We start from the raw sequence: 21,155 nt of genomic DNA, 5'->3' as shown, positions 1-21,155 counted from the left end.
GGGCACCCGGGCTACGCGTTCTGACGGCGGAAGACCCTCGTACCCACCCACACACCCGCGGTGACGAGCACGGCGGTCCAGAAGAGCGCCCACAGCGGGCCTGGCCCGAAGATGTCGCCGGCGAAGAGATCGCGCATACCCTGCACGATGTGTTTGATCGGCACGGCATCCGACACCGTCTGCAACCAGCCCGGCGCGAGCGTCATGGGCAGCAGGATGCCGCTCAGCAGGATGAGCGGCAGCGAAACCCCGTTGGCGACTGCCGCCAGCGAGTCTTCGGTTTTCACCGTGAGCGCGAGCGCGTAGCCTGCCGCCGCGACGGCGCCGGTGAGCACAACCGCGATCAGATAACCGATGAGGATGCCCACCAGCGAGCCGCGCAATCCGAACGCGAACGAAAGGCTCACGAGGATGGCGCTCTGCACACTCACCTGCAGCATGTCCTTGAGCACACGCCCGAGGAGAAGCGCCGTGCGCGAGGCGGGAGTCACACGCTCTGCCTCGATCACACCGTCGCGGTACTCGCCGAGGAAGCCGAAACCTACGAAGAGCGCACCGAACACGGCCAACTGCACAAGCAGACCCGGCACGAACAGCGCGTACGCATTCGTCGCTCCGAGCTGCGATGCGAGGGGCTCGAGCAGCGGCCCGAAGAGCACGAGGTAGAGCACCGGTTGGGTGAGCCCGATAACGATCCACAGCGGCTCGCGGAGTGCCAAACGCAACTGACGGCCGAAGATGATCCCGGTGTCGTGGAGGAAAGTACGCACGGTTACTCCGATTCCCGGAGCGAACGCCCCGTCATGGTGAGGAACACATCGTCGAGGGTGGGCCGGCGCACCTCGATCGAGTCGAGAGAGGCCCCCGCCGCATCCAGCGCCCGAAGCAGGCCGGGCATCGCGTGGCCGCCGTTCGTCACACGCGCTGAGACGAGGAGACCGTCGGTGGTGACCTCGGAGGTGGCGACGGTAGCGAGGGTGGATGCTGCGGCCGAGACATCCGCCTCGGATGCCACGGTGAGGGCCACGAGGTCGCCCGACACTTTGCGCTTGAGCGCCTCGGGGGTGTCACTGGCGACAATCGTGCCGTGATCGATGACCATGATGCGGTCGCACAGGGCATCCGCCTCGTCGAGGTAGTGCGTGGTGAGGAATACCGTTGAGCCACGCTTCGTGCGCAGGTCGGAGATGTGCGTCCACAGGTTGGCGCGAGCCTGCGGGTCGAGGCCGGTGGTCGGCTCGTCGAGAAACACGAGCCGTGGGTCGTGTACGAGCCCCATCGCGATGTCGAGACGCCTCCGCTGACCGCCGCTCAGAGTTTTCGTCGGGCGATCCCACAGACCCTCGAGGTCGAGTTGGTCGAAGAGCTCACGGCCACGGGTCTCGGCCTGCTGCTTGGAGATGCCGTAGAGACGACCGTGCGCGACGATCTCACTGCCCGAGACGGCGAGACGCGACGTCGAACCGCTCTGCGACACGTAGCCGATCGCCTGCCGCACCTTCACCGGTTGGGTCGCGAGGTCGAACCCTGCGACCGTCGCGCGTCCCGCGCTGGGTTTGAGGAGCGTTGTGAGCATCCGAAGTGTCGTGGTTTTGCCCGCGCCGTTCGGGCCGAGGAAGCCCACGATCTCGCCCTCGGCGACATCGATGTCGACGCCGGCGACCGCGACCACCTCTGACTTGTGTTTTCCCCGCCCGGTCTCGAACGTGCGGGCGAGCCCGCGTGCCTCGATCATCCGTTCCTCCTTCGCCGCGCGATGCGCGACTGGTTCGCTGCTGACGTGTGGCAGAGCAGAGGCTACCCCCACCCGGTGACGCGCATGCGTAGGGTGTGAAGCATGCCCTGGATTACCCGCAGCTCCCGCGTCGTTTACGAGAATCGCTGGATCTCCGTACGGGAGGACACCGTGGAGGGGCCGGGCGGCCCGGGCATCTACGGAGTGGTGACGGTGCGGCATCCGGCAGTCTTCATTGTCGCCGTCGATGACGACGATCGTGTGTGTTGTGTCGAGATCGATCGTTATGCGACCGGTGGCCCCTCGATTGAGGTTCCGGCGGGCGGAACCGACGGCGAGGAACCCGCGGATGCCGCGGCACGCGAGCTCCGCGAGGAGACGGGTCTCATCGCCCGCGAGTGGACCCTCCTCGGCCGCATGAACGCGCTCAACGGTGTCTCGAATGCGCCAGAGTACGTCTACCTCGCGCGGGGTCTCACGCAGGACCCGACAGCCGACACACTCGCAACGCAGCAGGAGGAGGGCATTGGCGAGGTCACGTGGGTTCCTTTCGACCGGGCGCTCGAGATGATTTCCGACGGCACGATCACCGACGGAGAAACCGTCGCGGCGCTCGCCTACGCCGCACTGCACCTGCGGCGACTGTAGCGGCGGCAGTCGCGCGGAGAATTCGTGCGCGCGCTGGTGTTCATACCGGCGCGTGGCCCGCAAACCTCAGCGAGCGGAGCGTCGCTGAGCGACGTCAGACCGAAACACCGATGAGGTTGGGCTCGGGGTGGAGCAGCACACCGAACTGGGCGAGCACACGAGTGCGCACGTAACGCGCGAGCTCGGCGACCTCGGCCGCGGTTGCCCCGCCACGGTTCGTGATAGCGAGCGTGTGCTTCGACGAGATCGCTGCGTGCGAACCAGGGAGCGAGAAACCGCGCGGGATGCCCGCCCGCTCGATCAGCCACGCTGCACTGAGCTTCACATTCACGTCGTCGGGCTCCAGCCACCGCGGAGCCTCCGAGGGCAGGCTGCGAGCGAAGTTCTCGCTCACGATCGGGTTCGTGAAGAACGACCCGCAACTCACCGAGTCCTGGTCGTTCGGGTCGAGGACCATTCCCTTGGATGCCCGCAGCGCGAGCACACGCTCGCGCACCTCCGCAACCGCAACCCGCGCCCCAACGTCCACACCGAGCGCGGCCGCCAACTGATCGTAACCGGCGACGGTGGTGTCGGCATCCTGGAGACGCAGCTCGATTGCCACCACGATTCCCTGACGCCCGCGTTTGATCGACGAAGTGCGGTAGGCCAGACCGAGGTCATCCGCCGTCACACGCTCGACGAGACCACTGTCGTAGTCGAGAAAGTCGATGGCCGTGAGAGTCGAGGAGAGCTCCTGGCCGTAAGCGCCGATGTTCTGGATGGGCGCGGCACCACTGGAACCCGGAATCCCGGACAGCGCCTCGATACCCGACCACCCCTGCTCGACCGTGTAGGCGACGAGCTCGTCCCACGGTTCGCCCGCCGCCACTCGGAGGCGAACGGCGCCCTCCTCGGCAGCGAGGTGCTCGATTCCGCGCGTCTCCACGTGCAGAACGGTGCCGTCGAAGCCGTCGTCGGCGATGACCACGTTGGAGCCGCCGCCCAGCACGAGCAGCTCGTCGCCCTTGCCCCAGACCTCGAGGGCGGCATCCGTCAGCTCCTGCTCACTATGCGCCGCGATGAACTCGCGCGCGGGGCCGCCCACGTGCATCGTGGTGTACTCGGCGAGGTCCACGGTGGCCATCAGGAGAGAGTGACGCGAACCTGCGCCTTGCCGAGCACGGTTGCGTCATTGAAACTTACGGTGAGGTCGACGCGGAGGCCCGCATCATCCACCGCACCGACCTTGGCGACGATCGTGAGAGTCGCGCCCTCGGCGGGATCCACCACGACGGGCCGCGTGAAACGCACCTGGTAGTCGCTCACCCAACCGCGGGTTCCGATCCAGTCGACAACCGGCTGAGCGGCAAGGCCCATGGTGAGCATGCCGTGAGCGAGAACGCCGGGCAGACCCACCGAAGCCGCAACGTCGTCCCGGTAGTGGATGGGATTGAAGTCGCCGGATGCCCCGGCATAACGCACGAGCGAATCCCGGGTCACGTGCTGAACGTGCTCCGCGACCACCTGGCCGACCTCCACCTCGATCACGCGTCATCACCCCGTACCACCAGCGTCGAAATCGCCGTGACCACGTGATCACCCGCGGCGTCCACCATCGACGACTCCGAGGTGACCATGGCGTTGCCGCCGAGGGTCTTCACCGACGTGACCGTGAGGGTGGCCGTGAGTTCGTCGCCCGCGACGACGGGGCGCGTGTAGGTGAAGCGCTGGTCTCCGTGCACAACACGTGAGAAGTCGATACCGGCATCCGGCTCGGCGAGCAGCTGGGCGAGGGTCGCCTCCTGTACCACCACCGGGAACGTCGGCGGCGCGACGACGTCGGCGTAGCCTGCGGCGATCGCCGCCTCCGGGTCGAAATTGAGTGGACTCGTCGCGAACACGGCCCTCGCGAACTCGCGGACCTTCTCACGGCCGACGAGGTACGGCGCGACCGACGGGAAGGTGCGCCCCTGCAGATCGGGGTTGACTGGCATCCGTTCAGCCTACTGGCGTACGGCTCTCGAGGTCGGGGCCGGGCGCGCGAGCGCCCGGGCGAGAAGCACCCCGAGAAGCGCGCCAGCGGTGTTCGCGACGAGGTCACGCGGGTCGGACACCCGACCGGGGAGGAACAGCTGCGCGAACTCGATGCCGACGCTGATGACGACCGGAACCACGATGGCGAGCGGCAGCGGAAGAAGGCGGGCCGCGAGCCATCCGAGGGGGATGAAGAGGATGACGTTAGCCAGAAGCTCACCGGACCAACCGCCCGTCCAGGTTGACGGAGACAGCCAGGCTTCGGCACGGAACGCGCCACCCGCGAAGCCCAGCGTCGTGTTGGGGTTCAGCACGGGGGTGACCGTCATCGCGAGCAGGATGACGAGGTAGGCGGCACCAACCACGAGTGCGACCGTGGGAAGTCGCGATGCGGTGCGCTGCTGCATCCGTCGATCGTAGGCGAGCCCGGCTCGAAGAAGGCTGAAAGATCCGCGCATTAACGGTGAAGCCCCGGTCACCTACATGGTGACCGGGGCTTCGAATCTTGGAAGTGGATATGCCTACTGGCAGCTATCGCACTGCAGAAGATCCATTGGGTCCATCGGGACTGCGTAGCCACCGATGGTGTCGGTCTCGTTGTCCATGGGATCCTCCCTAAGCTCTTCGTATTCACCGACTGCTTGCCGGTGGGTCTCCACTATATAACCCGAATGACACGGATGTCATTCCACTAGATCTAGTGTTTTCGGCGTGTCGCGGGATTTCTTTAAGAGTACGGGCGGCCACTGACAGCACAGCCCTCTCGTGGCAGCATAGAGAGATGAGCGACACTCGATTAGAAGGGGGCGGACCCCGCAATCGAGAACTGATCCCGGAAACGGCGACCGTTATCGGTGCGACCTTCGGCCTCGTTGTGCTCGGCTCACTGTTGCTTCTCGCGCTCGATTTCACATCGCAACCGCTGGTGTCGACGCTGCTTTACCTCGGGGAATCCCTGGGGTGGCGTTCGCTCATCTGGGCGGTCCTGACGGTCGTCATCGCCGCGGTGCTCAGGAACACGAAACGCCGAACTCGAGCCATCGCGAGCACGGTGGCGGGAGGCGTCGCCGTCACCGCAGCGACGTACATCCGGCTCGGGCCCTCGATTTCATCGTCCGGCGTCTTCGCCACTGGCAGCTGGATTCTCGAACTCGGCGGGTTCGTCATCTGCGTCCTGCTCGGCTGGACGGTAGCCACTCAGCTCCGTGACCGGTCCCCCCGCGCGCGGGTCTCCATGGCCGCAACCCTCGCGACCGCGATTCTCATCGTCACCGGTACCGTCGGCATTCACGTGCTCTTCCAGCAGTGGGCTCGCCTCTATTTTCGATTGTGGGCGTCGACCCCGGTCGGCCGATACGAGGATTTCGGCCCTGAAGGAACCCAATACCTCGTGACGACAGGGATCACCCTCGGTGCGCTCGCTATCGCGATCGAACTGTCTTTCGCGCGCCACAAGCGGGCCACCGGCGCCCTCGCGATCGTCATGATCATCGTCGCCCTGGGCGCGGCGTTCCTCTTTCAAGTCCCGTCCGGGCGCTTCTTCCCCGACCGACCTCAGGACACCGATTAACTGCCCGACGACTACCGGCCCTGCTACGGCGATACCGGCTACTGCCCCGGCGGCTGAACGGCTCCCAGGCGCCGCGCGTACTGTGGGAGCACAACCACGGGAGGCGCCATGTCGAAGATCATCATCATCGGGGGCCACGGCAAAGTCGCGCTCCTTCTCGCGCCCATCCTCGCCGGGCGCGGGGATGACGTCACCGCTGTCGTGCGCAACCCCGACCACCTCGAAGAGGTCGCCGCGGGAGGCGCGGCGCCCGTGCTCGCCGACGTCGAGACGCTCGACACGGATGCCCTCGCCGAGCTCATCGCCGGGCACGACGCCGTCGTGTGGTCTGCGGGGGCGGCGGGAGATCGAACCCGCACCTACGCGGTGGACCGGGACACGGCCATCCGCTCGATGGATGCCGCAGCCCAGGCCGGGGTGACCCGCTACGTCATGGTCTCCTACCTCGGGGCGCGGCCCGACCACGGGGTGCCCGAGAGCGACCCCTTCTTTCGGTACGCGGAGGCGAAGGCAGCCGCGGATGCCCACCTCCGGGCATCCGGCCTCGATTACACGATCCTCGGCCCCAGTAGCCTCACGCTCGAACCCGCGAGCGGGCGCATCTCGGTGCAGTCGGAGCGCGGCACCGTGTCGCGCGGCAACGTCGCCGAGGTCATCGCGGCGGTGCTCGTGGAGCCGTCGACTGTGGGTAAGACGATCGAGTTCGTGGACGGCGAGACCCCCATTTCGGAGGCCATCCTCGGCTGATCGGCCCGCCGTTTCCTGCTGTTCGCTATCGCATTACCCAGAGTTACCTTTGTGCCCTCGACAACGTCGGTGGGGCGGGGCAGACTGACCTGTACAGCACGCAGTACCCACCACCATCAGAGTGTCCGGCATCCGATGCACCGCTCGCATGAAGGAGCCAATCGTGAGCACGATCCGAGCCGTCGACGACCTGTCCGCTCTCCCCGCATCGGGGCCGGGTGGCATGTCGACGATCGAGTGGATGCGCGTTCAGTCTGGACTGTGGGTGGGCAAGATCGCCGGCGAGTTCGCTGGGATGATCGAAAGCCGCGGCCCGCAGTTCGTGGCCATCCGGCTCTCACAGGAGATCGGCACCTACGACACGCTCTCCGACGCCAAGCGCAGCTTCGCGTAGCCGGATACGCGCCGAGAGTGCCGAAAGTCCCGCCCTGGGGCTAACCAGAACGGGACTTTCGAAACACTCGTTGCCTTACGGCGCCGGCGGGATGTCTCCCGGGTAGAGGTACTCGTCGGCGGGCACACCGGTCGACGTGAACCACGCCGACATGAACGCACCCAGGTCGCGACCGGCGACCTCATCGACCATGTCCTCGAACTGCGCCCACGTCACGTTCTGCCCGGCCTTCTCCGTCGCCCAGCGGTAGAGCAGATCGAAGAACGCGTCGTCACCCATCTCCTTGCGCAGCGCGTGGATGGCGAGGGAACCACGGGTGTACACGTCGTTGAACTCGTTGCCGGCGCCCATGTCCACGAGCGGGGTCGCCCACCAGGCAGGCTGGTTCTTGCGCTGCGCGACGGTCGTCGAGTACTTCGTATCGAGCACCGTTCCGCTCGTGTGCTCCGACCACAGCCAACTCGCGGCGTATTCCGCGAGGCACTCGTTGAGACACATGTCAGCCCACGTGGACAGCGTCACACTGTCGCCAACCCACTGGTGCGCGATCTCGTGAGCAATCGTGTTCAGGCTCGCATTACGCGAGTAGGACGACCGCGTCTGCGTCTCGAGGGCGTAGCCGAGGCTGTCGTTGGTGAACTGCCCGCCGTTGGTCGTGAACGGGTAGTCGCCGAAGTAGTTCTCGAAGAAGAGCATGATCTCCTCCGTGCGGGCCGCGCGATCCTTGACCGTTTGGCTCACCCCGGGCGAGAAGCTGTTGTAAATGGTGACACCGTTGGCCGCCTCCGAAACCGTGTACTCGAACTTGTCGATGAAGAGCGTCGTCAGGTACGTGGCCATGGGCTCGGGTGCTGCCCACCCGAACGTCCACCACCCCTCCGGTGCCTCGCCGTCGAGCTCGACCGGCTCGCCGTTGGACGACACACGCCACTGCTCGGTGTCGGCAGCCTCCGGGTCGAACGGCACCGTGCCGGTGACAGAGAAGAGCGCCTTGTCGAGCGGGTGCGCATTCGACGGGAACCATGCCGAGGATGACGCGGGCTCCCCCATCACGAGAGCTGCACCACCGGTCAGCCAGTGCCAACCGCTGTCACCGTAGACGTCGTCCACATAACCCGGGGTACCCGAGTAGGTCACCACGACAGCGAAATCGTCCCCCGGCGCGATCGCCTTCGAGGGCGACACCGTGAGGTCGCGGCCGGCGTGCTCGAACTCTGCGGGTGCGCAGTCGACCGTGACATCCGTCGCCAGAAGGGTGGGTTCGCCGTCGGAGCCGAGAGTCTCGAAGTCGAAAGAGAACTCGGCGAGCGGGTCATCCGTCGTCGCCGTCGCGACGATCGTTGCCACCGCCTCGAGGAGCGGCTGCTCAGGGTCGAAGACGAACTCCACGTGGTACGACTGCACGTCGTAGCCGACGTTGCCGTAGTCCGGGTAATAGGTGTCACCGAGCGGCTCGGATGACACACCCTCGGCGACCGCGTCCGGGTCGACCACACACGGGTCGGACGGCTCGGGCATCGTGCCCGGCGGAAGCTGAGTGCACGGGTCGGCGAGCGCGGGAGCGGCGCCCGGCGTGAACGCAACCCCGAGGAAGAGAAGCGGGATCAGCGCGAGTGCCGCAAGCCCGCGCTTGCGGGCAACCAGTGCGATCACAACGCCGGCGACGAGAAGCACCGCCGCCACGATGAGGATGGGAACAAAAGCGGTGTCGCTGCCCGTGACGGCGAGACAGTCAATATTTTGCAAAGCGCTACTCCCTGGTGCTGTGTTATCGCCCTGAAAGTATCAGTCGACCCCCGTTTGCGGGTGATCTGTAACAGGGATTAAACGAGCGCGGCCGCTTTCGCGCGCAGCACCGCACTCTCACGCTCGTTTGCTGCGAGGGATGCCGCGATCAGCAACTCTTCGCGCGCTTCGGCATTGCGGCCCAATCGCGACAGGAGCTCCCCGCGCACGCTCGGCAGCAAATAGGAACCCTTGAGGCTGCCCGCCGCCGCGAGCCCATCCACGATGCGCAGGGCATTCGCGGGGCCCGTCGCCATCGACACGGCGACCGCCCGATTGAGCTCCACGACAGGGTTCGGCGCCAGGCGACCGAGCGCCTCGTAGAGGATCACGATGCGGTCCCAGTCGGTGTCGTCCACACTCGGTGCGATTGCGTGGCATTCGGCGATGGCCGCCTGAAGGCTGTACGCGCCGCGGCCCCGGCCCACGGCATCCGCCCGCTGCAGGGCAGCGACACCGCGGCCGATCTGGGCGCGGTCCCACCGCGTGCGGTCCTGATCGGCGAGCAGCACGGGGTTTCCTTCGCGGTCCACGCGAGCGGCAAACCGGGATGCCTGAAACTCCATGAGCGCGACGAGACCGTGCACCTCCGGCTCCCGCGGCAGGAGGCCCGCGAGCACACGGCCGAGGCGCAGCGCCTCGTGGGCGAGGTCGGTGCGCATCCAGCGGTCACCGGATGTCGCGGCATATCCCTCGGTGAAGATGAGGTACACCACCCCGAGTACACCCCCGAGGCGGTCACCCCACTCACTCGGGTCCGGCGCCTCGAAGGGAACGTGCGCGGCGGCGAGGGTCTTCTTCGCCCTCGTGATTCGTGCCTGCACCGTCGCGACCGGCACGAGGAGCATCCGCGCGATCTCCTCCGTGGTGAGACTTGCCACAACTCGGAGCGTGAGCGCGACCTGCGATTCCCGCGACAGCACCGGGTGGCACGCGGTGAACACGAGCCTGAGCACGTCATCGTCGAGCGGCTCCCATTCGTCGACGGATGCCTCGGCCAGATCGTGCGCCATCTGCCGGTAGCGGGCATCCTGTCGCTCGCGCCGCCGCCAGCCGTCGATCGCCCGGCGCCCCGCCACGGCGGTGAGCCACGCCCCCGCGTTCTGCGGAACGCCCGACTCCGGCCACTGCGCCAACGCCTCGGCGAGCGCCTCCTGCGCGAGATCCTCCGCGAGTCCAACGTCGCCCGTCTTTTTGGCGAGTGTGGCGACGATCCGCGCACCCTCGATACGCCAGACGGCATCGAGGGTGCGCGAGACGTCGGTCACAGACCGGCCTCGCGCCACTCCTTCTCCTTCTGGATGAACTCGTTGTCCTCGAAGTCGGCGAAGTCGGTCTCGTCGGTGATGCGCCGCACCTCGAGCTTGCTGCCAGGGCCGAGCGGCGCGCGGCTCGCCCACTCGATGGCCTCCTCCTTGCTCGAGACCTCGACGATCCAGAAACCGTTGAACAGCTCGTGCGTCTCGCCGTAGGGGCCATCGGTGACGATCGGCTTCTCGGCGGAGAAGTCGACGACGAAGCCCTCCGTGGCGGGGGCGAGGCCGTCACCGCCGGCCATGACGCCGGCCTTGATCATGGACTCGTTGTAGGCACCCATCGCGTTGATGATCTCCTCGAAATCGAGATCCTTGCTGGCCTCGATCGCTTCGTCGGTGCTGCGCATGATGAGCATGTACTTCATGGTCGTTCTCCCTCTGTGTCGGGGTGCCCTTCGCACCCTCTTACTATGACGTCGAACGGCGGGGCGCTAAATCGACATCGGGGCGCAACTTTTTTTCGCTCTGTCGCTGAGTGATGCCATATGGCTGCTCTGAGCAGTGTTTTAGCTGCCATTTGGCAACACTCGAGGCTCAGGCCTCCGCGGTACGGATGCGCACCTCACGTTCCATACGCTTCTCGTGGCGTTGCCTGCCCTTGATGGCCTCCTCCTCGCGGTTGTGCGGGGGCGCCTTCGTGACCAGCTGATCGAGCATCCGTCTCGTCGCGGCGGCGATCTCATCGATGGCCTGCTCGAACGCCGGAGCGTTGGCACGAGACGGATGCGTGGACCCGCTCACCTTGCGCACAAACTGCAGCGCAGCCTCCCGCACTTCGTCATCGGTCGTGGGTGGCTCAAAGTTGTGAAGAACCCGGATGTTTCGGCACATGCGGTCACGATAGACCCGACTCCTGGCGGGCGCTAGCGTGCCGCCTGTACCCCGAGTCAATCCTCAGTCCGAGGGGCAGACCACCGAAGTGATCCTCAGTTACGGTCTACGCGTCGAGGGAGACCAGGCCCCAGCTGGTCATCCTTGGCCGGCGTTGGGCCCCGGCTCGGGTACGGGGCCCAACGCTGACAGGGACCGGCGCCGAATCTGCCGATAGTGCCGGAATGGGGTGGGCGATAAGGGGATAGTCGGGATACTCAGCGCGGCGGAGGTCACGCGGAGGCTGAGGCGGGACTCGACGCCCCACCGTCGCCGTATCCACGCCGCTGAACGCGGCGCGGCTGACTGCGCGGCGTGGGCCCAGCGAATGAGAGTCGACGTCCCAGGTACAGAAGCAAAAACGCCCCGCTCTCGCGGGGCGCCTTTCCTTCTGTAGCTGAGGCGGGACTCGAACCCGCGACCTCACGATTATGAGTCGTGCGCTCTCACCAACTGAGCTACTCAGCCACGAGCATCCGGGTGGAGCCGGATGTTCGAGCCCCCTGTGGGAATCGGACCCACTACCTCTTCCTTACCAAGGAAGTGCTCTACCAATGAGCTAAGGGGGCGCGCGCAACAGCAGAACGCCGTTTTGGCACCGTAAGAGACTAGCACCCGCGCGATGCGGCCGGGTACACGATGTAACGCCTTGATGAACGACGTGGCGGGCGCCGGATGCAAGCGCTTGCAGCATCCGTGAAATACCGTATCGTGTTGGGATGACAACGGAGAGCACACCGCAGTCCCTCGAGTCAGAGCACACCCTCCTTGCCGGTTCTGAATGGTGGCGTACGGCCGTCATCTACCAGATCTACCCGCGCTCCTTCGCGGACGACGACGGCAACGGCATCGGCGACCTCGCCGGCATCACCAAACGACTCCCCTCTCTCGCGGAGCTCGGCGTCGACGCCGTCTGGCTTTCACCCTTCTTCCGTTCGCCGCAGAAGGATGCCGGATACGACGTAGCCGACTACTGCGATGTCGACCCCCTCTTCGGCACTCTCGACGACTTCGACCGTCTGCTCGCGGAGGCACACGACCTGGGTCTCAAGGTCATCGTCGACATGGTGCCCAACCACACGTCGGATCAGCACCGCTGGTTCCAGGAGGCGCTCGCGGCCCCCGAGGGTTCGCCGGAGCGCGACCGCTACATGTTCCGCGACGGCAAAGGCCCGAACGGCGACCTGCCGCCCAACAACTGGGAGTCCGTATTTGGCGGCCCCATGTGGGAGCGCACCACCAAGGCCGACGGAACACCCGGCCAGTGGTTCCTGCACATCTTCGACAAGTCGCAGCCCGACCTCAACTGGGAGAACCCGTGGGTGCGCGAGCAGTTCCGTGACATCCTGCGCTTCTGGCTCGACCGCGGCGTCGATGGATTCCGGGTGGATGTCGCCCACGGCATGATCAAGGAAGCCGGGCTTCCCGATTACACCCCGCCAGCCGAGGGCGCCTCGATGGGTGGGGCGCAGGCGGCATCGGATGTCACCCCGCTCGAGCCGGTCATCCAGGACTCCCCGCCCGACCCGCCCTACTGGGGCCAGGAGGGTGTTCACGACATCTGGCGCGAATGGCACGCCGTGCTCGCCGAGTACGAGGGCGACCGTGTGCTGTGCGCGGAGGCGTGGGTCGACCCGCTCGAGAAGGTGGCCCTGTGGGTGCGACCGGATGAGATGAGCCAGGCGTTCAACTTCGCCTACATGTTCACCGACTGGAAGGCGCCAGCCCTCAAGCGCGTCATCATCGAGTCGATTGCCGCATTCGGCGCGGTCGGGGCGCCCGCGACCTGGGTGCTCTCCAACCACGACGTTGTGCGCCACGCCTCGCGCCTGGCCCTCACCAAAGACAGCCCGCAGGGCGCTGGCATCGGCCCGAAGTCGCTCGGCAAGCCCGACCCGGTTATCGGCCTGCGACGCGCACGCGCCGCGACGTCGCTCATGCTCGCGCTGCCCGGCAGCGCCTACCTCTACCAGGGTGAAGAACTCGGTCTCCCCGAAGACATGGAGCTGCCCGACGAGGCGCGCCAAGACCCGACCTGGTTCCGCACCAACGGCGAGAAGTACGGACGCGACGGATGCCGCGTCCCGATCCCGTGGGAGTCGGAGGAGCCCGCTTTCGGATTCAACTCGACCGGTGCAAGCTGGCTTCCGCAGCCCGCGGAGTGGGCATCCTACGCTCGCGACGGCCAGATCGGTGTGCCCGGAAGCACGCTCGAGCTGTACCGCGCGGCGCTACGCCTTCGCGCGGAGAACGACCTCGGCGGCGGCGAGCTCACCTGGATCAAGGGCTACGGACGCAACGTGGTGGCCTTCCGCAACGGAGACGTGACCGTGCTCGCGAACCTCGGCAAGGTGGCCGTCGAGTTGCCCGTCGGCGAGGTGCTGCTCGCGAGCGAGGACGTCACCGGCGGTGCGTTGCCTCGCGACACCACGGTGTGGATGCGCGTTTCGGCCTAGGCGCTTCGGCGCTGCACAAACGGCGGTTAGTTCACCGCGTTGTTGGAGAGCCACACGAACGGGTCGACCGCGACACCGTCCAGGTGAATCTCCAGGTGCAGGTGGGCACCGTAAGACGTGCCCGTGTTGCCGACGAGTCCGATGAAGTCTCCGACACGGACCGTCTCGCCCACGGTGAGCGGGCTCGATCCGTACTGCATGTGCGCGTAAACGCTCTCGACCTTCTGGCCGTTGATCTCGTGCGTGAGGATGACGTGATTACCGAAGCCACCCTGATCCTCGGAGTGCAGTGAGACGACGCCATCCGCGATCGCGTAAATCGGGGTTCCGTCGCCCGGCGTGAAGTCGGTGCCGTTGTGGAACGCGCTACCGGAGACGTTCACGTCACGCGGACCGTAGCCATCCGTGATCGTCACCGCATACGGGAAAGGCCAACGCACGGCACCCGTCGTCGCGGTGTACGCGTAGCTCACGTTCGCGTACTTCTCGCGCAACTGCTGCGCGTAGGTGATCACCTCGTAGCCGTCACGCGCTGGCGCCTCCGCGAGGGCGTCCGCCGACACCTCGACACTCTGCCCGTCGACGGCGGTCGGCACGGATGCGACGAGAACGGATGCCGGATCCTCCAGAAACGCGTTCGCCGGGACCGACGTGCCCACCAGGAGGGCGCCGGCAAAAAGAAGCGCAGCGAACGAGAAGAACTTGCGGGCGAAGGACGTGCGCTCGCGGGGCGCGGGAGAGGGACGCGCCCCGCGCTGCTTCGGCTTCTTCGACACGGGCCGAGTGGATGGCCGAACCCGCGGGGCGCGCGACGGGCTGTGACTCTTGGCCGCGTGCGCTGCCTCGGCCTCACGCAACTGTCGACGCGTGGGAGGGATTGACGACGGGTGATGGTGGTGGTGAGAGTGCGCGGTGTCGTCATGCTCGCGCACCGACATCTGTCACTCCTCGTGCAGTTGCGCTCGACGAGCGTCACACCTGCGTCGTTCGGGGTTCCGCGGCGCTGAGCCGTGCGGAAACGGGGGTGGGTCCAGGGTAACCGCTCCCGGGAGCAGGCGCCAGCCGCGGCTACGCGTGCAACTCCGCGAGCAGCTCCTCGAGGGCGGCGGCGACCACGGGGTGGGCCGCCAGGATGAAGTCACGACCGGCCGCGGCATCCGCCCAGCCCTTCACGGTGGCGCCCGCTTCGCTCGCGATGATCGCCCCGGCGGCGTGATCCCACGGGCTCAGGTTGCGCTCGAAGTACGCGTTCGTTCGCGCTGCCGCGACGGCACACAGGTCGAGCGATGCCGTACCCAGGCGACGGATGTCCCGCACCTTCGGCAGCAGTCCTGCAACCACCGCTCCCTGTTCGGCCCGGAGCTCCGCGCCGTACGCGAACCCCGTGTTGACGAGCGCTTGCGGCAGCTCGACCGGTTCCGCGACACGAAGCCGCGCATCCCCGAGCCACGCCCCCTCGCCCGCGATCGCCGTGAACACCTCGCCAGCTGGTGGGTTCACGACCGCGCCCGCAAGCCCTCGCCACGTGAGCGGATCGGGGTCGCCCTCGACGACGGCGATACTCACCGCGTAGTGCGGGATGCCGTAGAGGAAGTTGACGGTGCCATCGATGGGGTCGACAAGCCAGGTCAGACCGCTCGACCCGGTCTCGGCACCACTCTCCTCACCGAAGAAGCCGTCATTCGGGCGGAGCTCGGCGAGACGACCTCTGATGAGCGCCTCCGCCTCGCGGTCGGCCTCGGTGACGATGTCGACGATCGACGACTTGCTCGCTGCCACTTCGACGCCAGCGGCGCGATGACGGGCGGCGAGATCACCGGCCTCGCGAGCGATGGTGCGGGCAATGTCGAGGAGTTCGCGAGTCACGCAACCAGCCTAGAAGGGGAAAATGCCGCAGGGATGCTCAGTTCCCGTGGTTCTGGGCATGGGAGCGGTCCCAATGCCGTGACACCCGTTCGGGGGCGATATCGCATGTCATACAACTTTCGTATGACGTATTGACTTTCGCTCGAAAGCCCGTTTACGCTCAGCGCGAACGCACTGCCGCGAGTATGGCCGCACACCGACGTGCAAGGCCAGCAGCCTCGTCGGCGCGACCGGCCGGGGGTGACCGACCGCATGATGATCGCGAATCTGCGTCGTCCCCTGCCCGAGCGTTCTTCTGCCGGCGCCGCAACGTGCGCTGGGGCACTCCGTGCAGGGCTGACGACGGCGTTGTGGTTGCGCTCTGCCGAGGAGAGCTGAAAACAACGAATGGAAGGAATCACCTCATGAGTCCGATACCCCCCAAACGACACGCACAGGAGCGATCTCCCGGCCTTGGCAGCAAGGTCGCTACCGCGCTCGCGCTGACCGGGGCGCTCGTGCTCGGCGGCACAGTCCCCGCAGCGAACGCTGTCGACCAACTCCCCGGGATCATCCTGCGGTCGTTCAACATGGGCCAGTCGATAGGCGGGATCTGTGAGCTGACCCCGGGCCAGACGCCCAACGTCGACAAGCCAATGGCGCTCATCGATTGGCAAACCGACGCGCAATTCGGGCTCACCGACTTCTTCATCACTCACGCGTTCGGCAACCTCACGGTACCCACGACCGGCAACTACAATTTCCGCCTGCTGGCCGACGACACCGGACGCCTCATGATCAACGGTTCGACCGTTATCGCGAATGCGGGAAGCGGAGGGGCAACGGGCACTGTCAACCTCACGGCAGGGATGCACACCATTCGCGTCGAGCACTACGAGGACTACTGGGGCCAGAACCTCAAACTCGAGTGGCAGAAACCGGGTGACAGCGGTTATTCAACGGTGCCCGCAACAGCCTTCAGTTACGACGATGAGACCATGGCGCACGTTACGGCGCCGGGGATCAAGACCTGCATCGACAGTGAAGACACACCGGGAGACGGACTTCCTCTCGACACGGTCAATCCGATCTACGACCTCACCGACCTGCGGGCCGACTCGTGGGAGCCGCAGATCACCGGACTCGCCTGGCTCGATAGCGACACGCTCATCGCAACGACGTGGGGTGGAACGATTTACGGAAGCACCTCGGGCAACGGGCACGTCTACCTCCTCGACGGTGTGGTCGGCGACGATGTCGATGCCGAATCTGTTACGCGCACGCTGATCGCCGACGACATGTTCGAGCCGATGGGTGTCATCGCTGTGGACGGCAAGATCTACGTGACCGAGAAGCACCAACTTCTTGAGCTTTCCGACGCCGACCTTGATGGCGAGTGGACGGAAAGAACGGTCGCGACGTTCCCCTACGGCGGCAATTACCACGAGTTTGCGTTCGGCCTGCTCTACGACGAGGGGTATTTCTACCTAAACCTCTCCGTCGGGATCGGCAATGGTGGCAACTCCTCTAACCCACAGCCGGTCGAGAATCGTGGCACCCACATCAAGGTGAACGCGGAGACTGGAGACATCGAGTACGTGGCTGGTGGCCTGCGCACCCCCAATGGGATGGCTTGGACATCTGAGGGCACGATCCTCGTCGCCGACAACCAGGGCGACTGGTTGCCCGCCTCCAAGCTCATCGAGATCGAGGATGGCGGGTTCTATAACCACTACAACACCCCGGCGGGACCGTTCGACAACGAGCCAGTGGTCCGCCCAATCGTGTGGTTCCCGCAGAACGAGATCGGAAACTCTACGAGTCAGCCGGTCGAACTCACTGACGGCCCGTTCGCAGGCCAACTTCTCGTTGGTGATGTGACTTACGGTGGCCTCCAGCGCGTCTCGATGCAAGAGGTCGACGGGGTCAAGCAGGGTGTCGTGTTCCGGCACACGCAAGGACTCGAGAGTGGGATCAATCGCACAATCCTCGGCCCGGACGGCGACATCTACTTCGGTGGCCTCGGTGCTGGTGGCAACTGGGGACAGTCGAACAAGCTTCGCTACGGCCTCCAGAAGTTGAGCCTCAACGGCGAAGACAACTTCGACATGCATAACGTCACACTCACCGAGACCGGCTTTGAGATCGAGTACACGAAGCCCATCTCGGAGGAGACGCTCGCAACGATTGAGAATGCGTACTCGATCTCCCAGTGGCGCTACGCACCCACCAACAGCTACGGCGGTCCGAAGCTCAATCAAGAGCAGCTCAATGCGAGCAACGTAGCCGTCTCGGAAGATGGGATGACGGTCACTTTCGACGTCGATGGCCTTCTCGAGAACCGAGTTGTGCACGTTCAGTCCGCCCGCCCGTTCAGTGCCAGCGACGGCGAGGCGCTGTGGAGTACCGAAGCCTGGTACACGATCAATGAGATCCCCGGATACGTTGAGCCGCCCGTCGAGCCGTCGCTGTACTACGAGATGGAAGACGGGACCCGCACCGGGAACGCCGGAGTGGCCAGTGAGCACTCGGGCTTCACAGGAACCGGCTTTGTCGACGACATGGACGAGCCAGCATCGGCGTCGATCGACGTGACAGTCGAGGAGGCCGGCGTGTATGACGTGACGTTGCGCTATGCGGCAGGAACCTACCCGGACTCGGCGGGACGCACGACGAGTCTGTTCGTCAACGGCATCAGTGTCGGGCAACAGTCCTTCCCGAACACCGGAGCGTGGAACACCTGGTCGACCGAAACCGCCGAGGTGGCGCTGAACGCCGGCACCAACACCATTGAGTACCGCGTCACGTCAAGCGATACGGGCTTCATCAACCTCGACAACCTCACGCTGACGTTGGTGACGCCGACGGGGAGCGGATTTGAGGCTGAGACCGGATCGCTGTCTGGCGGGGCGGGGATCGACACGGAGCATGCCGGATTCTCCGGCGATGCCTTCGTCGACGGCTTTGAGTCGACAGGGGCGAGGGTGGACATTCCTGTCACCGTTGCCGAGGCCGGAGAGTATGACGTCGTGCTGCGGTACGGGGCTGGCCAGTACGGTGGCCCCAACCCGAATAGTCGCACGACGCATGTCGCCGCCAACAACGGTGCCGGGATGCAGTTGACCCTGGGAACCACGTCCGCGTGGACGACGTGGCTCGAATCCGATCCGTTCCGTCTCACGCTCAACGCTGGTGCGAACACGATCAGCTTCTACAACGTGGCAGGGGATACGGGCTACATCAATTTCGACCGTATCGATCTGGTCCCAGTCGACGGCCCCGACCCCGAGCCGGAGATTCAGACGTTCTACCAGTGGGAGCTCGGCGCGAAAACAAACTCGCAAAACGCTTCCACCTTCGGCGGCTTCTCGGGCACGGGCTACGTGACCTCGCTGGATGCCAACTCGGCGGTGTCGCTGGACATCGCAGTCGAGGAGGCTGGGGAGTACGACCTCGCTTTCCGTTACTCCAACGGGGCCGCTGTGACGGCCGCCGAGCCGACCGGAGGCGTCATCGTCAACGACGAGAGCGTCGGCGAGCTGTCCTTCCCCAGCACCATCGCCAACTGGGCGAAGTGGGGAACGGAGCGCATCACGGTGGACCTCGAGGCGGGAGTAAACACGATCGCGTACGAGGCACTCACCGGATCGGTCAACCTCGACCTCCTCAGCGTTCGACCCCACGGCGAGCCCATCCAGCTCTTTGACGGAAACGGACTCGCAGCGTGGCAGAACGCCAACGGTGGGGCGCCACAGTGGACTCTCGCTGACGACACGATGGCCGTCTCGGGTGGAAACCTCCGCACGCTGGAAGGTTTCGAGGATTTCCGGCTCGAGCTTGACTTCTGGTTACCGGTGTACGGCCCCGAAGTCACGGGTCAGAACCGTGCCAACAGCGGTGTGTACCTGCAAGAGCGCTACGAGATCCAGGTTCTCGACTCGTTCGGGCTGCAACTGCAAACGAATGACGCCGGAGCCATTTACCTCCAGAAGGCGGCGGACGTCAACGCGGCGACAGAGCCCGGCACGTGGCAGAACTACGTCATCGAGTTCACCGCCGCGCGCTGGGAAAACGGCACGAAGGTGTCAAGTCCGCGCATCACCGCATGGTGGAACGGCCAGAAGATTCACGACAACGTCGGAGTCACCGGGTCGACGACCGTAGGTGAGCCAGAGGGACCCGCGACGGGCGGCATCCTGCTTCAAGATCACGGCAGTCCGGTGAAGTACCGCGACATCTCGCTCGAGTTCATCGAGCCGGCTGTCGCTCCTCCGCCCGTGCCGTCGCTGGTCTACGAGGCAGAGACCGGTGTTCGCAGTGGTTCGGCAGGTGTGGCGACGAACCACGCCGGATACTCCGGCACCGGCTTCGTGGATCTGTTCCTTGCCGCTGGTGATGGGGTGCGTCTCGACCTCTTCGTCGAGGATGCTGGGCAATACGACGCCACGCTGCGCTACGCCGCCGGACCGTACGGCCAGAACCCCGACACCCGAACCGTCTCGGTGAAGGTGAACGGGGGCGAACCGCAGGTCTTGACCTTGCCGACCACCGCTCTCTGGAGCGAGTGGGACGACTTCGTGCATTCGATCGAACTCGTTGAAGGGGCGAATACGATCGAGTACTACGTCGCCGCAGGCAATACCGGGTACATCAACCCTGATCTCCTGACCTTGGAGCTACTGGGTGGAGACGGCATGACGGTAGATCGGATCGACGGGGCCAACCGCTACGAGGTAGCCAGAAACATCTCGACGGCGGCCTACCCGGAGACCGCGCCAGTGGTCTACATCGCTAGCGGTGAGAACTACCCGGACGCCCTGGCGGCTGGACCGGCAGCGGCATCCGAAGGTGGTCCTCTCCTTCTGGTGAAGTCGAACGAAATTCCCTCGGTCATCGCCGAAGAAATCCAACGGCTGAGCCCGGAGAAGATCGTCGTCGTGGGCGGCACCGCGTCGGTCAACGCCGACGTGTTCTTCTCGCTATCGTCCATGGCCGATGAAGTTGTTCGCATCGCTGGAGCCAACCGATACGAAGTGTCGCGGAACATCGCGGAGTACGCGTTCGGTGGCGCGGACGTACCGATGGTGTACATCGCGACCGGCGAGAAGTTCCCCGACGCGTTGGCCGCCGGTGGCGCTGCAGGCTCACAGAATGCTCCGGTGGTCCTGGTGCGCGGCTCGGCCGACGCTCTGGATGCTGACACCGCAACGCTGCTCGAGTCCTTCAACACCACGGATACTCGTGTCCTGGGTGGGACGGCCACCGTCACGACGGCGGTGTTCGATGACATCGCGGAGGTCACGACGGCTCTGCGACTCGGCGGCGCAAACCGATACGAAGTAGCGCGAGCGATCAACACGGACGCGTTCGACAGTGCGGAACGGGCGTTCTTGGCTACGGGCGCGAACTTCCCCGATGCACTAGCCGGGTCTGCCTGGGCGGCAGGGGCAGGAGCGCCACTTTATGTTGCACCGGGAACCTGCGTCACCAGCGGTGTCCTCGTTGACCTCGAAGCGCTCGGTGTAACCCACCTGACGCTTTTGGGTGGAGTCAACTCGCTCACGGAGGAGGTTGCATCGCTCACACCGTGTAGTTAAAGGGAATAGCCGGGAGACCGGCGACGCGGGGCGGCAGGCTCACCGGCCTGCCGCCCCGTCGTCGTCTCGTGTGCTCTTCTGTGAAGAGCCAGATAATTCTGATACCGTGCGCAAGTTGTTGTGCGCGATCCCACTGTTGCGATTGACGTACGTTCCCCACCGCTGAAGGACATTTG

The 21,155-nt window shown here is 65.5% G+C and carries 18 protein-coding genes and 2 tRNA genes; 6 read left to right on the top strand and 14 right to left on the bottom strand.

Annotated elements, in window-relative coordinates:
- Window positions 1–11: 11 nt before the first annotated feature.
- Together LH407_RS09300 and LH407_RS09295 are read right to left on the bottom strand one after the other, a co-directional pair.
- Complete coding sequence (locus LH407_RS09300; RefSeq protein WP_322134269.1) at window positions 12–770, bottom strand: ABC transporter permease; 759 nt, start codon at window positions 768–770, stop codon at window positions 12–14.
- A 2-nt stretch (window positions 771–772) separates the two neighbouring features.
- Window positions 773–1,735, bottom strand: a complete 963-nt coding sequence (locus LH407_RS09295) for an ATP-binding cassette domain-containing protein (RefSeq protein ID WP_322134270.1) — start codon at window positions 1,733–1,735, stop codon at window positions 773–775.
- A 102-nt stretch (window positions 1,736–1,837) separates the two neighbouring features.
- Here LH407_RS09295 and LH407_RS09290 point away from each other — a divergent pair, with 102 nt between their 5' ends.
- Entirely contained in the window at window positions 1,838–2,383 is a 546-nt protein-coding gene (locus LH407_RS09290; protein WP_322134271.1) for an NUDIX domain-containing protein, read from the top strand.
- A gap of 94 nt (window positions 2,384–2,477) precedes the next feature.
- On the opposite strand, the gene LH407_RS09285 is transcribed toward LH407_RS09290, so the two are convergent.
- Genes LH407_RS09285 through LH407_RS09270 form a run of 4 tightly spaced genes read right to left on the bottom strand, consistent with a single transcriptional unit; the run spans window position 2,478 to window position 4,806 of the window.
- Entirely contained in the window at window positions 2,478–3,509 is a 1,032-nt protein-coding gene (locus tag LH407_RS09285; protein WP_322134272.1) for a UDP-N-acetylmuramate dehydrogenase, read from the bottom strand.
- Window positions 3,509–3,913: a MaoC/PaaZ C-terminal domain-containing protein gene (locus LH407_RS09280; protein WP_322134273.1), complete on the bottom strand. Its 405-nt coding sequence runs from the start codon at window positions 3,911–3,913 to the stop codon at window positions 3,509–3,511. Before LH407_RS09280 ends, LH407_RS09285 begins: the two co-directional genes overlap by 1 nt.
- A complete protein-coding gene (locus tag LH407_RS09275) occupies window positions 3,910–4,359 on the bottom strand; it encodes an FAS1-like dehydratase domain-containing protein (RefSeq protein WP_322134274.1) in 450 nt (149 codons plus the stop codon). Before LH407_RS09275 ends, LH407_RS09280 begins: the two co-directional genes overlap by 4 nt.
- Window positions 4,360–4,368: 9 nt before the next feature.
- Window positions 4,369–4,806 carry a VanZ family protein gene (locus LH407_RS09270; protein WP_322134275.1) on the bottom strand — a complete coding sequence of 146 codons (438 nt, stop codon included), beginning with the start codon at window positions 4,804–4,806 and terminating at the stop codon, window positions 4,369–4,371.
- 374 nt (window positions 4,807–5,180) lie between these two features.
- Between LH407_RS09270 and LH407_RS09265 the strand changes: the two genes are divergently transcribed.
- The 3 genes from LH407_RS09265 (at window position 5,181) to LH407_RS09255 (ending at window position 7,110) form a co-directional block, all read left to right on the top strand.
- Window positions 5,181–5,969 (top strand): hypothetical protein, encoded by a 789-nt coding sequence (locus LH407_RS09265; RefSeq protein ID WP_322134276.1) that lies wholly within the window; start codon window positions 5,181–5,183, stop codon window positions 5,967–5,969.
- Between the two features lie 108 nt (window positions 5,970–6,077).
- The gene (locus tag LH407_RS09260) at window positions 6,078–6,716 is read left to right on the top strand and encodes an SDR family oxidoreductase (RefSeq protein ID WP_322134277.1); all 639 of its coding nucleotides are present in this window, start codon (window positions 6,078–6,080) and stop codon (window positions 6,714–6,716) included.
- 163 nt (window positions 6,717–6,879) lie between these two features.
- Window positions 6,880–7,110, top strand: coding sequence for a hypothetical protein (locus LH407_RS09255; protein WP_322134278.1), 231 nt, complete (start codon window positions 6,880–6,882; stop codon window positions 7,108–7,110).
- A 75-nt stretch (window positions 7,111–7,185) separates the two neighbouring features.
- Here the strand turns inward: LH407_RS09255 and LH407_RS09250 are convergent, their stop codons facing one another.
- The 6 genes from LH407_RS09250 to LH407_RS09225 all read right to left on the bottom strand — a co-directional run bounded on the left by LH407_RS09250 (window position 7,186) and on the right by LH407_RS09225 (window position 11,650).
- Window positions 7,186–8,856, bottom strand: a complete 1,671-nt coding sequence (locus LH407_RS09250) for a M1 family metallopeptidase (protein WP_322134279.1) — start codon at window positions 8,854–8,856, stop codon at window positions 7,186–7,188.
- A gap of 77 nt (window positions 8,857–8,933) precedes the next feature.
- Window positions 8,934–10,163 (bottom strand): RNA polymerase sigma factor, encoded by a 1,230-nt coding sequence (locus LH407_RS09245; protein WP_322134280.1) that lies wholly within the window; start codon window positions 10,161–10,163, stop codon window positions 8,934–8,936.
- Window positions 10,160–10,576: a YciI family protein gene (locus LH407_RS09240; RefSeq protein ID WP_322134281.1), complete on the bottom strand. Its 417-nt coding sequence runs from the start codon at window positions 10,574–10,576 to the stop codon at window positions 10,160–10,162. Before LH407_RS09240 ends, LH407_RS09245 begins: the two co-directional genes overlap by 4 nt.
- Window positions 10,577–10,745: 169 nt before the next feature.
- A complete protein-coding gene (locus LH407_RS09235; RefSeq protein WP_322134282.1) occupies window positions 10,746–11,042 on the bottom strand; it encodes a DUF2277 domain-containing protein in 297 nt (98 codons plus the stop codon).
- 433 nt (window positions 11,043–11,475) lie between these two features.
- A tRNA-Met gene (locus LH407_RS09230) sits at window positions 11,476–11,549 on the bottom strand.
- Window positions 11,550–11,578: 29 nt separating this feature from the next.
- A tRNA-Thr gene (locus LH407_RS09225) sits at window positions 11,579–11,650 on the bottom strand.
- Window positions 11,651–11,800: 150 nt separating this feature from the next.
- On the opposite strand from LH407_RS09225, the gene LH407_RS09220 reads away from it, so the two are divergent.
- Complete coding sequence (locus LH407_RS09220; protein WP_322134283.1) at window positions 11,801–13,537, top strand: glycoside hydrolase family 13 protein; 1,737 nt, start codon at window positions 11,801–11,803, stop codon at window positions 13,535–13,537.
- Window positions 13,538–13,563: 26 nt separating this feature from the next.
- Here the strand turns inward: LH407_RS09220 and LH407_RS09215 are convergent, their stop codons facing one another.
- Window positions 13,564–14,313 carry a M23 family metallopeptidase gene (locus tag LH407_RS09215; RefSeq protein WP_322134284.1) on the bottom strand — a complete coding sequence of 250 codons (750 nt, stop codon included), beginning with the start codon at window positions 14,311–14,313 and terminating at the stop codon, window positions 13,564–13,566.
- A 292-nt stretch (window positions 14,314–14,605) separates the two neighbouring features.
- Entirely contained in the window at window positions 14,606–15,403 is a 798-nt protein-coding gene (locus LH407_RS09210; RefSeq protein WP_322134285.1) for an inositol monophosphatase family protein, read from the bottom strand.
- 404 nt (window positions 15,404–15,807) lie between these two features.
- On the opposite strand from LH407_RS09210, the gene LH407_RS09205 reads away from it, so the two are divergent.
- Complete coding sequence (locus LH407_RS09205; RefSeq protein ID WP_322134286.1) at window positions 15,808–20,979, top strand: CBM35 domain-containing protein; 5,172 nt, start codon at window positions 15,808–15,810, stop codon at window positions 20,977–20,979.
- Window positions 20,980–21,155 lie beyond the last annotated feature (176 nt).

The sequence above is a fragment of the Antiquaquibacter oligotrophicus genome (genome assembly GCF_020535405.1).
Taxonomy (GTDB): Bacteria; Actinomycetota; Actinomycetes; order Actinomycetales; family Microbacteriaceae; genus Rhodoglobus; species Rhodoglobus oligotrophicus.
The sequence above is the reverse complement of the archived record's forward strand: the minus strand, read 5'-3'. Positions and strand labels throughout refer to the sequence as shown.